Genomic DNA, 13,221 nt, shown 5'->3' with positions numbered 1-13,221 from the left:
TAATTAAACAATTAATTTGAAGGCTTGAATTTAAAACTTAATCGGTAAGTATTACAACAATTCTAATACAACTGCTGAATTAAAATTCTGAAAGTTTATATACCAAAATTCAGACTTAACTTATTTCAACGATTTGCCCTCCGTAGCTACCAGAATTTGATTAGAATTAACATTTTCATACCTATCCACCTGACCGGAAGGCCAAATCAGTTCTACTTTATCAATAGTTTTAGACTTATTCAATCCGAAATGAGCTCGTAAGTCGTTGATACCCAAAAAGGTAGCGTTAGAGCCAATTTCACGATACTGGGTAACGGCTTTACCATCAATTTTAGAAGTGAGTTTTATTTTGGTTCCTATTCCTGTTTTATTTGATTTTTCGCCCACACACTTAATAATAATCCAGTTGTTATTGTTATTGGTATCATTCCTGTAAAGAAAATTTACATCGCCCCCTCGTATGTAGCCAGTCTTGTTGGACACAAATAAATCTACTCGGCCATCATTATTATAATCTCCGGCACTTACACCCCACGTGTTTTTAGCAGTTTCTACAAAGTGTCCTTTTTCAATACTCGTGAAATTTCCTTTTCCATCATTTTCATAATATCTATTTGGCTGATTACCGCCATTTCCAACATACACATCAAGGTCACCATCATTATCAAAATCTGCCCACACATTGGCTAATGAAATACCAATGTCATTTACTATTGCTCCTTCATTCACTCGCACAATAGTATCGCCTTTATTCAGATACAAATTATTCTTAAATCCACCTTGTACACCGCCCCAGTTGGTCATGTAGGCATCTAAATCACCATCATTGTCAATGTCTATCCAATTCCATGTTTGTCCGTCCAAAGAATCATTAGCAAAAGTTGTGTTTCGTATTTGCTGAAATGATAACGCACCTGTCTCATTCAGCATATTTTTGTAATGAAAATCTGGGGCCAACGTTCCGTTAGCCGGACCGCTGCCTATGAACAAGTCTGAGTCGCCATCCATATCATAATCTACCCAATTGGCATTGGTAAAAGGTGCTGTTCGTCTAGTAACAGGTGTAGTTAATTCCTCTGTAAAACTCCCAAACTGATCTCCATTATTCTTAAACAGGAAATTTCCTGTTGTTGGCAAGCCTACAAACCCTCCGGCCGGGTGAATCACAGTCAGATCCAAATACCCATCATTATCAAAATCCCGCCAGCTGGCGGCAAAACCCATTACATTACTCTTCCCTGAATTGTAATTCTCATTTCGCTGAAACTTGTCGTTACCCAGATTTTTATAAAGAAGCGAGCCAATATTTGTAAAGGCGTTTACCACAAAAAGATCCAGCAACCCATCATTATCGTAATCACCCCAGGTATGGCCAAAAGAGACTGTCTGCATGTTAGTAACCTCTCCGGCATTTACTTTTTCAAACACGTCATTCCCTTGATTCTTATACAGCGTATTGAAACCAAACGGTGTATTGGCATTGGAAAGAAAAATATCCAGGTCGCCATCATTGTCATAATCGACAAAGCTGGCACCGTTGGTATTGGTGGTATCAGTGGCTATTTCGCCTTTTTCAATAAGCGTAAATTGTTGCGCGAATGTTTGTGAGCAAAAGGTGATAAGTAAAATTGCAAGAAGGTATTTCATGGTCTTTTTATTTGTAAATACCTTCTATTTCCTTTGTATGCAGGTAATTCCTATAATATTTGACTAAATGTTAATAGCTGAAAAGCAGTTTGTTTGTCATTCTGAACTTGATTCAGAATCTCTGCGCGATGGTGTGTTTCAGAATTAGGGATTCCAAATCAAGGTTGGAATGACGGTAGGCTTTTCAGCTTGGGGAATTCAACGCCTCGTATTCTTCAATGAATTCATAAATAATTTGAATCACCGAATTAATATTCTTCTTAACATCCATATCATCAAAACGCAAGAAGTTGAGTCCCATAGATTCAAGTATAGTCTGCCTTTGTGCATCTCTAATTGGTGCATCGCCATGATAATGAGAGGAACCGTCTACTTCAATGACGAGATTTAATTGCTTGCAATAAAAATCTACGATGTAATTGTTCAGAGGCTTTTGCCTGTTAAATTGATAACCCTTGATCTTCCGAGCTTTGATTTCATTCCAAAGAAGCACTTCAGAGAGTGTACTATTGTTTCTCAAATAGCGTGAAAATTGCTTCAGGTTTTTATTGTAAGGTAAGTAGTACATTGTTATCCCCCGTCCTTTGGACACCCCCTTTTCAAGGGGGACTTATTATTAACTAATTTATTAAAATACAATTAAATATTACACCAATTCTTATGTAGAAAGCACAATAAATCCCCCTTTTATAAAGGGGGTATGGGGGATTAAACTCACCTCGAAACCACAATACCCAGCACCTTGGCCAACTCCATTTCAGATTTTTTGAGGCGGTCGTGAATGATAAACAGCTTGTCTTGCTCTTCGGAGTCTTTTTCAACTTTCATTTTGGCAAGATTCTCTGTAATAAGCTTTTGAATGACTCTGAATTTCAGGCGAGCCACGTGTGTGTAAACTACTGTCTCCAATAAATCGTGTTCTGCAGGTATAAATATTTGATATTTATCATTCCAGTTCGGACTAATTTCTCTGCGTTCGGTCACAAGATCAATCACTTCTTTCTTAATAGCCTCAGAACCATTGGCTATTAAATACTGATCATCTATCACCTCTCCCTGATCTAAACGCTCTTTGAAGAGCTCAAATATTTCTTTGTAAACGGGAGTTACAAACTCAACATCCTCCAACTCATTGAGCAGGTAATTATATATTTTATACTCCTCCTCAATTTCATTCAACCCATAATTAACGAGTAACCGGATGCTTTCACGCTCCTGAATCCTAATCTGGTCTTTAACATCTATGGACTTAACCTCAGTTTCTGTGATCAGCTCATCTAAAAGCCTTTCTCCAGTAGCTTCTTCCTCCCTTTTTTTAGTATCTTTTCTTCTGTCCTTTATCAGGATTTTATTCAACTCAGCAACCAGCACTGATTCATCGATATCCAGAAGCTTCGAAGATTCTTTGAGGTAAACCGCGCGCTTGATCCCGTCCGGTATTTTACCAATAGAGCTTACGATCTCTTTGATTGATTCTGCCTTTTTTAATGGATCACGAGCAGATTCTTCGGCATACAAGCTTGTTTTAAAGCTGATAAAATCTGTAGTATGCTCTTTTAAAAAGGCTTTAAATTCTGATGTCCCAAGTTTTTTGGAATAGCTATCCGGGTCTTCTCCTTCAGGGAAAACCACCACGCGCACATTCATCCCGGCTTCAAGAATCATATCAATACCCCGAAGCGAAGCCTTCATTCCAGCAGCATCGCCATCAAATAGTACGGTTATATTCTGCGAAAAACGGCTGATAAGTTTAATCTGCTCGTCCGTTAGTGATGTGCCACTTGAGCTTACTACATTCTCAATATCAGACTGGTGAAGCGAGATAACATCCGTATAGCCTTCTACTAAATAGCAATTATCCTGCTGCCGTATGGCGCCTTTTGCCTGATACAACCCGTAAAGGATTTTGCTTTTGTGATAAACATCACTTTCAGGAGAGTTAAGGTATTTAGGTTTGTCATCTTTCTTGAGCGTTCGGGCACCGAAAGCCACCACCTTACCTGTTACATTATGTATTGGAAAAATTACTCTGCCTCTAAAACGATCGTACTTTTTATCGCCCTCCTTCCTTACAATCAGGCCTGCTTTTTCCAGCAAGTCTTCATTGTATGCGTTTTTAGTAGCATCCTGCAAAAGTGAGTCCCAGGCACTTTGGCTATAACCTAACTGAAATTTTTCAATGATGGGTGCATCATAGCCGCGCTCTTTAAAATAGCTTAAACCGATGGATTTGCCTTCATCTGTCTCCAGAAGTTGTTTTTTGAAGTATTCATTGGCATAATTAAGAACAATGTACAGACTGTCTTTTTCATTCTGTTCAGCTAACTGATCATCAGTCTGTTCATCTTCTATAATCTCAATACCATACTTTTTTGCCAGATGCCTGATGGTTTCCACATAATTCAATCCATCATGCTCCATTACAAAGTTGATGCTGTCTCCTGACTTACCACATCCGAAACACTTGTAAATACCTCTATCTGGAGTTACAGCAAAAGAAGGAGTTTTCTCATCATGGAATGGACAGCAAGCCCACAAGTATTTACCGCTACCCTTCCGTTTAAGGGTAACGTAATCAGATACAATATCTTCAATATCTGCCCTATCCTGAACTTCCTGTATGGTCTGTTTTGCTATCAATTTTTGTAGTTGGACATCAAAGTTAAATATAATCAAATAGAAAGGTGATTGACCACAACTTATTTTGTATTTCAATTGTTACTAAAAACGAACCAGAAAGGCTAAATTGCGCAAAAATTGAATTGAAGACGAGGGAATATGGCATTTAAGGAATCAGACGTACTAAAAGCACTATCTACAGTTGATGATCCGGATTTAAAGAAAGATCTGGTAACGCTCAACATGATCAAGGATATTGAAATTTTCAGTGATACTGTAAAATTCACTGTGGTGCTTACCACACCGGCATGTCCGCTGAAAGAATTAATAAAGAACAACTGTATAGATGCTATTCATAAGCATTTGGATAAATCATTGTCTGTGGAAATACACATGACATCGAATGTGACTACCACCCGAAACGATGGGCCAATACTTCCCGGAGTTAAAAATATTATCGCCATATCATCAGGTAAAGGTGGAGTTGGTAAATCTACGGTTACGGCCAACCTGGCTGTTGCACTTAAAAACAAAGGTGCCAAAGTAGGTATTATTGATGCAGATATTTACGGTCCTTCCATTCCTACAATGTTTAATTGTGAAGGTGAGCAGCCTGAGGTTAAACAAGTGAACGGTAAAAACCTGATCGTACCTCTTGAACAGTATGGTATCAAACTTATTTCAATTGGATTTCTTGCACCTGCAGATAATGCTGTAGTTTGGCGAGGACCAATGGCAAGTTCTGCCTTACGCCAGTTTATTGCTGATACAGAATGGGGCGAACTGGATTATTTACTGATAGACTTACCGCCCGGAACAAGTGATATTCACCTAACACTAGTGCAAACGGTGCCTGTAACCGGAGCTGTTGTAGTGACAACACCACAAAAAGTGGCTTTGGCAGATGCCAGAAAAGGATTGGCTATGTTCAAACAGCCACAGATCAATGTGCCTGTGTTGGGTATTATTGAAAATATGGCGTACTTTACTCCTGCAGAGCTACCAGACAATAAATATTACATATTTGGACAAGATGGTGGTTTGAACTTAGCGGAAAAACATAATGTCCCGTTACTGGGGCAAATACCTTTGGTTCAGAGCATTAGAGAAAGTGGTGATAGCGGGTTGCCGGTAGTAATGAAAGATGATGCAACAGCAGAATCCTTTAATCAATTGGCCGAAGCAATGGCTCGACAAGTAGCTATTAGAAACGCCAACATGGAAAAGACGAAAAAAGTGGAAATGAACGCATAATGGAAACATCAAATTTAGTGTCGGAGGAGTTAGTTTCAAGAATAGATAAGGCGTTGGATAGTATTCGCCCTTACTTAGAAACTGATGGTGGAAATGTTAAAGTAGTAGAAATTACTGATGACATGACTGTGAAGTTAGAATTATTAGGAGCGTGTGGCTCTTGCCCAATGTCAACCATGACGTTGAAGGCTGGTGTAGAAGAAGCTATCAAAAAGGCAGTTCCTGAAATTAAACATGTGGAAGCATTGAATATCACCTTACCGGATGATCCTAATGCCAAGCTTCCAGACAATATGATGTAAAAAACATCGTTTTCAACTCATTAATTAGTGAGAAGCTGAAAAAAATAAGAAATATCGAAATCATAAAGAGCCTGTTGATCGCAGGCTTTTTTTTCATCACTCTTTTAGGCGTTGAAGCGCAAGATCGTTGCGGTATTGAAATGTATCAGCAAATGCTCAAAGACAAAAATAAGGTGAGCGAAACCACCGAGCATTTTGAGCAATGGATGCAGCAAAGGCTATCAATACGCAAGAGTGAGACTAACCGGCAAGAACGCACCGAAGCCGAAGTGGTTACAGTACCTGTAGTAGTTCACATCATACACAAAGGTGAAACTATTGGAAGTGGCTTAAATATTTCCGATGAGCAAATTTTATCACAGATAGAAGTGCTCAATGAAGATTTCCGCAGAACCAATGCCGATCGTGACAACACCCCTACCACCTTTCAGCCCATAGCAGCAGATATCGAAATAAACTTTGAATTAGCCAGTAGAGACCCCGAAGGTTTAGCAACAACAGGTATCAATCGAATCGATGGCGGCAGAGATTTATGGTTTCTGGCAGATAATTATGAATTAAAATCTTTGAGCTACTGGCCTGCCGAAGATTACTTAAATATCTGGGTTACGGATTTGGGTAATGATTTTCTTGGCTATGCCCAGTTTCCCGTTTCCTCATCGCTGGAAGGGCTGGAAGAGGCAAGTAACAGCAGGCTTACCGATGGCGTAGTCATTGATTATCGAACATTCGGATCAAAGCTTAAATATCCGCCTGCAAATGTGAGTACCGCCTATGATAGAGGAAGAACTACCACCCATGAGGTAGGTCATTATTTTGGCCTAAGGCATATCTGGGGCGATGGAAATTGTAATGTGGATGATTTCTGTGATGATACGCCACTAGCCAGAACCGATAATGGCGGCCTGGGTTTGTGTGACTTCCCCGGCCCAAACAGCTGTAGTAATGATTCTCCGGATTTGCCTGATATGTTTCAGAATTATATGGACTACACAGATGATGTCTGTATGAACCTATTCACTTCGGATCAAAAAGACAGAATGCGGGTAGTAATTGATAATAGTCCTAGAAGAGCATCCTTAAAAAATAGTTTAGGCACAGTACCTCCAGTGATAGTAAGTAATGATTTAGGGATTAGAACCATTGTATCTCCAACGATAAGCATTTGTGGTGATTCATTTACTCCAATCTTGGCAGTGCGTAATTATGGCGATAACATCATAAGCACTTATGAACTCACAGCGTCAATTGATGGTGCTGAAGTAGCTACCAATACGTTTAACAATTCTCTCAACCTATTAGAAATTGACACAGTCACATTCGAGGAGTTGAGCCTCGCTAATATTGACCCAGGAAAATTTGAGTTAACATTTGAAATTACTTCGGTGAATAATACCACTGATGAAAATGGCTTGAATGATTTAGAAACTGTTGAACTTTCTCTGCCTCCCCTTGGCACTGCACCCATTGCTTTAAATTTTAATCAACCACCCGATTCATGGTTCACTTCCAATTTAGATGGACTACGCACCTGGGAATTGGTGGCCGCTGATAATGGTGAAATAAGTAATCAGGCCTTGTATGTTGAGTTTTACAGCTATGAAAATGAAGGTGCCATAGACTTGTTTAGCTCACCTGTAATAAGCCTGCGGGATAGAACCACAGCCAAGCTTTCTTTTGATGTGGCCTATGCCCGATACCCGGGAGTTGAATTAGAATCACTCACCGTAGTGATGGGCAGACAATGCGCCAACCCATTAACCGATGCAGATACCATTTACTTTAAGCAAGCAGCGGAATTGAGCACTGCGGGCAATTCCACTGGCAATTTCTCACCTGCTTCGGAAGCAGATTGGCGCAATGAATCTATTGACTTGGCAGAATATTTAGGTGAAGAGTCTCTTCAAATCACATTTATTGCTAAAAATGCCTTTGGCAATAATTTATACATCGATAATATAAGTGTAGATGATGTAGAGAACAGAATTGTTTCACCTTCACCGGTATCTTGTGTGTCAGACCAGGAATTAATTATTGAAGTAGTTAATGATGGAATTGTTCCTGTTTCAACGGTTGATATTGCCTATATACTGGATCGTAATACAGAACTCGCTCAAACATTCAATTTTACAAGCCCGCTGCAACCTGGTTTTAGCGAAAACATCAACATCCCTCTTTCCAACTTAGCCATCGGAAGTCACACGCTGTCAGTTACTATTCAACTTCCTAATACCGCTGAAACTTCAACCTTAGCTTATGAATTTTATATTGATGAAAGTAGTGATATTGTCCCGCTAAGGAAAGACTTTGATGACCTGGACTTCTCAGAATGGGTAGTGGTTAATCATGACCAAAGCAATACATGGGCCGCGGCTTCCAGCAATGGCAGAGAGTATGCGTTTATGGAAAATGCAGGCTATCCAGAAATTGGAGAACGCGATTGGCTGGTAAGCCCGACACTTGATTTTAGCAATGCCAGTGAGATTACCCTCACTTTTGATGTTGCCTACTCACGATTGAATAACACAGAAGACGGCCTTGCCCTACTTCTATCCACCAATTGCGGTGATGATTTTGACATTGTTCTTTACAACAAGGTTGGTGATGATCTGGCAACTGGACAATTCAATGGCAACCCGCCTACTCCATCTACATGGAGAACCGAGTCGCTTAACTTAAATGATTTCAGGGACTTAACTGAAGTGCGACTCGCCTTTGTGAATACCAATAGAAACGGCAATAATATCTACATTGATGATGTACAGATTTATACAACTGAAATTTTCCCGGATGCTGAATATTACCTGTTCCCCAACCCCAGCACTGGTGAATACAAACTGCGATTCGATTTAAAAGAGAGACAAAAAGTAAAGGTGCAAGTTGTGAATTTAAGCGGTCAGGAAGTGTATGCAGGAAACTTAGACAATATACTCAATCAGACGTTTGATTTTTCAATTGTGAATGAACCTGCCGGTATTTATCTCGTTCGGCTGGAAGGCGAAACCTTTTCTACCACCGAACGCATTATGAAGCTTAATTAATATTCAATAAGCTGTTTCTTTGCCTTATATTTGAGGCAATTATCAAACCTCAAAATGGCTATTAAATCAATCGCAATCATCTTTGGTGGGAAATCGGTAGAGCACCAAATATCTATTAATTCAGCACGCAATATTTTCGAGTACATCGATAAATCAAAATTTGCACCAATACCTATAGGAATTTCACCAAAAGGCGATTGGTTTTTAAAAACAACAGTAGATGACACATTTGAAGGTTGTGACCCGCTAGCCCTGATTTTGTCAACACAAAAACCGGGATTTAAAAACCTTGCTACCAATGAGGTAATCACTCCTGATATCATCTTTCCCGTACTTCACGGAACAGATGGTGAAGATGGTAGCATCCAGGGTTTGCTGGAGGCTTTTGAATTACCTTTTGTTGGCACAGGTGTATTGGGTTCTGCACTATCCATGAGCAAACTATATTCAAAGAAACTGCTTGAAAGTGCTAATATTCCAACAAGTAAGTTTCTCACTTACACTTTCAGTGAAAAAAATACCATTGATTTCGATTACTTGAATGCTACACTCGGTTTGCCATTTATGGTGAAGGCTGCCAACCTGGGTTCATCAGTAGGTGTGGCTAAAGTAAAATCAAAGGACGATTTTAACAAAGCACTCGAAGAAGCCTTCCGCTTTGATAATGTGGTTTTGTTTGAAGAATACATTTCCGGCAGAGAACTGGAATGTTCAGTAATGGGTAACAGAGAGCCTATAGCATCCTTACCTGCTGAAATTGTGATCAGTAAAGACTATGAGTTTTACACCTATGAAGCTAAATACCTGGACCCTAATGCCGTTGAATTAAAAGTACCTGCTGATGTGGATGATGTAGTAGCGAAACAGATACAACATCTATCATTAAGGGCTTATAAAGCGTTGGGTTGTGAAGATTTTTCCCGTGTAGACCTATTTTTAAAAGATAATGGTGAGATATTAGTAAATGAGATTAACACCATACCGGGTTTTACTAATTCAAGTATGTTCCCTATGATGTGGCAAGAACGAGGCATCTCCTTTACTGATTTGATTACCAAACTCATTGACATGGCATTAACAAAGTATCAGGAAAAGCAACGAGTGAGCAACGAATACCAACCATAAGGTTATTTTCTTCATCCTCAAACAAGATTTAGTTAAGTTTGACCGTTTGTTTATTAATCTAAATAAAAAGCATTGAAACTACCTTTCAATATTGAATCGGATACGATAAGAGGCTTTCTCATTCAACTGGGCATTGCCATAGTTATACTCATAGGTTCTACCTTATACTTTTTTTATGGCTATTTGCCTGCTTTTACAAATCATGGTGAAAGTATTACCGTACCTAATCTGGAAGGAATTCAGATGAAAGACCTGGAGGATTTTCTGTTAAAGCGTAATTTACGTTACGAGGTGAATGATTCAAGTTATTCAGAAAAACATCCGCCACTTACAATTCTGAAGCAGTATCCAAAACCTGGATCTCGAGTAAAAGAAAATAGGAAAATATTTGTGTCGGTAAACCGAGTAAAGCCACCAACAGTACCGGTGCCTGAATTGGTTGACAGGTCATTAAGAAATGCAGAAGCAGTATTAGCTAGTAATGAATTAAAAAGAGGTCAAATTACTTATCGCCCGAGCCAGTTTTTGAATTTGGTATTAGAGATGAGCAGCAACGGCAAGGTATTAAATGAAGGCGATCGTATTGATAAAGGTTCTACCGTTGATTTAGTGGTAGGTAATGGTTACGCTCAGAGTAATTTTAAAACACCTCGATTGACAGGTAACACCTTTGAAGATGCTCAATTTATTATTTTGGGCTCGAACCTGGGTGTTGGATTAGTTACAGTGGAAGGTGATACGGTAGGTCAAAAAAGTATCGTAATCAAACAAGACCCTGAAGAAGGTGCTGAAATTAAAATTGGAGATGTAATTAACTTGTGGATAGTACCCGAAAGCGATGTGGAGTTGAATTCAGAAATGGAAGAATGAGGTACTGCTTAGGTTTCATATTATTTTTTACCACACAAATACTTTTCGGGCAAATCACGTATTCGCCCATTGTTAAACCGACTAAGAAAAGTAAAAACACCAATGCTCGTACTGAAAACACGACCATCAACTTACCGTTTTGGGACGATTTTTCCTTTGCTATAGATAATGTACCCTCCGATAGTTTATGGTTTGAAAGTGATGGCGTGTACGTAGGAAACGGATTGGGTGCCAACCCTCCGAGTATTGGGGTAGCCAGTCTGGATGGGGTGAATGCTTCGGGTCAGGGCTATACCGGAAGCACTACCGGCCCTACAGATGCACTTACATCTTGCTTTATAGATTTAAGTTCACTCACAGTTGCCGATGAAGTTTTTCTAAGTTTCTATTACCAGTTTGGCGGAAATGGCGAAAACCCAGAAGATAGTGATTCAATAAGAGTGGAGATGCTTAATTCAAACGAAGAGTGGATTACTGTCTGGCCGAGAGGTAGTATATTGGATCGTTCGGGAGAATTTGTACAACAACTCATAAGATTGGACAGTGATAACTTTTTTCACGAAGCGTTTCAGTTCAAAATTCAGAGTTTTGGGAGACCTGTTGGCTTCTTTGATGTCTGGAATATCGATTATGTGTACATGAATAGTGACCGTAGTTTAAATGATGATAACTACCCTGATAGAACCATTGGCAAGCCACTAACGAGTATATTAAATGGATTTACTTCCGTACCTGCCAAGCACTATCGAACCAATCAAAATCAAATACCAGAATACGAGGTAACTTCAGTCGATAACCCAAATGATGAACGCCAACCTTACGATAATTTTTATTCAGCGCAGCTAATTACATGGCTTAATAATGTGGGCGATACATCTGAAATAGCACCTGTATTCAGAGATACGGAAAGTGTACAGGCTCCCAATAGAAACACTGAAAGTATTGATGACTTTTTTACGAATATTAACATCCCGGAAGATCAGGATTCCATATTTCTAAATGTAAAAACATTTATCAACCCAACTGATAATGTCCTTCCTCCTACCGGAGATTATGATTTAATATTTGATCCGATTGATTTTAGAATTAACGATACCGTCCGAAATCACTATGTTTTAAAAGATTATTATGCCTATGACGATGGTTCAGCAGAACTCACCGCAGGATTAAACTTTTCAGGAAACCGACTGGCCATTCAATTTCCCGTGCCTCCTACTGTCGAGGACACATTAATTGCCATAGACATGTACTTTCCACTTTCAATTACTGAGCCCGCTGGAAGATCGGTTGACGTGATTGTTTGGGATAAAGTGGATACCATTCCGGGTGATATTATTTACAGAGAGACATTCACCATTTTAAGAGATGCCAAGCCCAACAAATTTATTCGCTATGAATTTAGTAATCCCGTAGCTGTAGCTGATACTTTTTTTATTGGCTACCGACAAAACAATGAAGGTGTTTTGGGAGTGGGGTACGATATCGATAACAACTCCAATGATAAAGTATTTTTTAATATCGGTACGTTATGGCAACAGAAGCCAGCCGAAGATTTGAAAGGGAGTTTTATGATTCGTCCTGTATTCGGAAAGTTTGTTCCGGATGATGTCACCGGAATAGACGATCAATTATTTAAGAATACATTGATTTACCCCAATCCTACCACAGGCGTTATCCATATTGAAGGAGAAATTGATAGGGCTTCACTCTATGACCTTTATGGCAGGGCTATTGAAACCAGTAAGCCATCAGGAGATAAAATCACGTTCGACCTATCGCAGCAGCCTGCTGGTATCTACCTGGTGAACGTTATCAAATCGAATCAAACCAAAACGTTTAAAATCATCAAAAAATGAGTGTAATCAGTGCAACGGAATTAAAAAACCGGTTGACAAATGGTGAAAATTTAATAATCATTGATGTAAGAGAAGCCTGGGAATATGACGAGTTGAATATTGGTGCCGAAAATATTCCTTTAGCTGATTTACCACACTCGTTACATAAACTGGATTATTGCAGAAATAAAGAGGTGATCGTTCATTGCAAGTCCGGCTCCAGAAGTAATCAGGCTATGAAGTACCTCACACAACAGGGTTTTAAAAATGTAAAAAGCCTGCAAGGTGGTATTGAGGGGTATTTGGGGTGATTTACCTTTAACGTCATGCCGACATTAGGAGGCATCTTACTCAGTAGGGTCGACCATGTTCTTCGCTATCGCTGTTCTAATCTAGGAAGGTCCCTTGCACCTCAGAGTGCCTATTTATTGAGCCTGTCATGCCGACAAAAGGAGGCATCTTACTAAGTAGGGTCGACCATGTTCTTCGCTATCGCTGTTCTAACCAAGGAAGGTCCCTTGCACCTCA

At 39.4% G+C, this 13,221-nt stretch carries 10 protein-coding genes; 7 read left to right on the top strand and 3 right to left on the bottom strand.

Annotation, left to right across the window (positions count from 1 at the left end):
• Positions 1-120 precede the first annotated feature (120 nt).
• The 3 genes from JR347_RS09070 to dnaG form a co-directional block, all read right to left on the bottom strand.
• Positions 121-1,647, bottom strand: a complete 1,527-nt coding sequence (locus tag JR347_RS09070) for a CRTAC1 family protein (RefSeq protein ID WP_205723731.1) — start codon at positions 1,645-1,647, stop codon at positions 121-123.
• A gap of 184 nt (positions 1,648-1,831) precedes the next feature.
• Positions 1,832-2,215, bottom strand: coding sequence for an endonuclease domain-containing protein (locus JR347_RS09065; protein ID WP_205723730.1), 384 nt, complete (start codon positions 2,213-2,215; stop codon positions 1,832-1,834).
• A gap of 146 nt (positions 2,216-2,361) precedes the next feature.
• Positions 2,362-4,287: a DNA primase gene (dnaG, locus tag JR347_RS09060; RefSeq protein WP_205723729.1), complete on the bottom strand. Its 1,926-nt coding sequence runs from the start codon at positions 4,285-4,287 to the stop codon at positions 2,362-2,364.
• A gap of 138 nt (positions 4,288-4,425) precedes the next feature.
• On the opposite strand from dnaG, the gene JR347_RS09055 reads away from it, so the two are divergent.
• The 7 genes from JR347_RS09055 (at position 4,426) to JR347_RS09025 (ending at position 13,004) form a co-directional block, all read left to right on the top strand.
• Complete coding sequence (locus tag JR347_RS09055) at positions 4,426-5,520, top strand: Mrp/NBP35 family ATP-binding protein (protein ID WP_205723728.1); 1,095 nt, start codon at positions 4,426-4,428, stop codon at positions 5,518-5,520.
• Positions 5,520-5,822, top strand: a complete 303-nt coding sequence (locus tag JR347_RS09050; RefSeq protein WP_205723727.1) for a NifU family protein — start codon at positions 5,520-5,522, stop codon at positions 5,820-5,822. The genes JR347_RS09055 and JR347_RS09050 overlap by 1 nt, the downstream gene beginning before the upstream one ends.
• A gap of 74 nt (positions 5,823-5,896) precedes the next feature.
• Positions 5,897-8,863 (top strand): T9SS-dependent choice-of-anchor J family protein, encoded by a 2,967-nt coding sequence (locus JR347_RS09045; RefSeq protein WP_205723726.1) that lies wholly within the window; start codon positions 5,897-5,899, stop codon positions 8,861-8,863.
• 54 nt (positions 8,864-8,917) lie between these two features.
• Positions 8,918-9,988, top strand: a complete 1,071-nt coding sequence (locus JR347_RS09040; RefSeq protein ID WP_205723725.1) for a D-alanine--D-alanine ligase family protein — start codon at positions 8,918-8,920, stop codon at positions 9,986-9,988.
• A gap of 72 nt (positions 9,989-10,060) precedes the next feature.
• Complete coding sequence (locus JR347_RS09035) at positions 10,061-10,858, top strand: PASTA domain-containing protein (protein WP_235689785.1); 798 nt, start codon at positions 10,061-10,063, stop codon at positions 10,856-10,858.
• On the top strand, positions 10,855-12,714 hold the full coding sequence (locus JR347_RS09030; RefSeq protein WP_205723724.1) for a T9SS type A sorting domain-containing protein: 1,860 nt from the start codon (positions 10,855-10,857) through the stop codon (positions 12,712-12,714). Before JR347_RS09035 ends, JR347_RS09030 begins: the two co-directional genes overlap by 4 nt.
• Positions 12,711-13,004 (top strand): rhodanese-like domain-containing protein, encoded by a 294-nt coding sequence (locus JR347_RS09025; RefSeq protein WP_205723723.1) that lies wholly within the window; start codon positions 12,711-12,713, stop codon positions 13,002-13,004. The genes JR347_RS09030 and JR347_RS09025 overlap by 4 nt, the downstream gene beginning before the upstream one ends.
• Positions 13,005-13,221 lie beyond the last annotated feature (217 nt).

Source organism: Fulvivirga lutea (assembly GCF_017068455.1).
Lineage (GTDB): Bacteria > Bacteroidota > Bacteroidia > Cytophagales > Cyclobacteriaceae > Fulvivirga > Fulvivirga lutea.
The sequence above is the reverse complement of the archived record's forward strand: the minus strand, read 5'-3'. Positions and strand labels throughout refer to the sequence as shown.

Bases quoted from the DNA above. Each gene is read 5' to 3' on its own strand.
- JR347_RS09065 (WP_205723730.1), bottom strand. From the start codon at position 2,215: ATGTACTACTTACCTTACAATAAAAACCTGAAGCAATTTTCACGCTAT.
- JR347_RS09050 (WP_205723727.1), top strand. From the start codon at position 5,520: ATGGAAACATCAAATTTAGTGTCGGAGGAGTTAGTTTCAAGAATAGAT.
- JR347_RS09070 (WP_205723731.1), bottom strand. From the start codon at position 1,647: ATGAAATACCTTCTTGCAATTTTACTTATCACCTTTTGCTCACAAACA.
- JR347_RS09055 (WP_205723728.1), top strand. From the start codon at position 4,426: ATGGCATTTAAGGAATCAGACGTACTAAAAGCACTATCTACAGTTGAT.
- JR347_RS09025 (WP_205723723.1), top strand. From the start codon at position 12,711: ATGAGTGTAATCAGTGCAACGGAATTAAAAAACCGGTTGACAAATGGT.
- JR347_RS09030 (WP_205723724.1), top strand. From the start codon at position 10,855: ATGAGGTACTGCTTAGGTTTCATATTATTTTTTACCACACAAATACTT.
- JR347_RS09040 (WP_205723725.1), top strand. From the start codon at position 8,918: ATGGCTATTAAATCAATCGCAATCATCTTTGGTGGGAAATCGGTAGAG.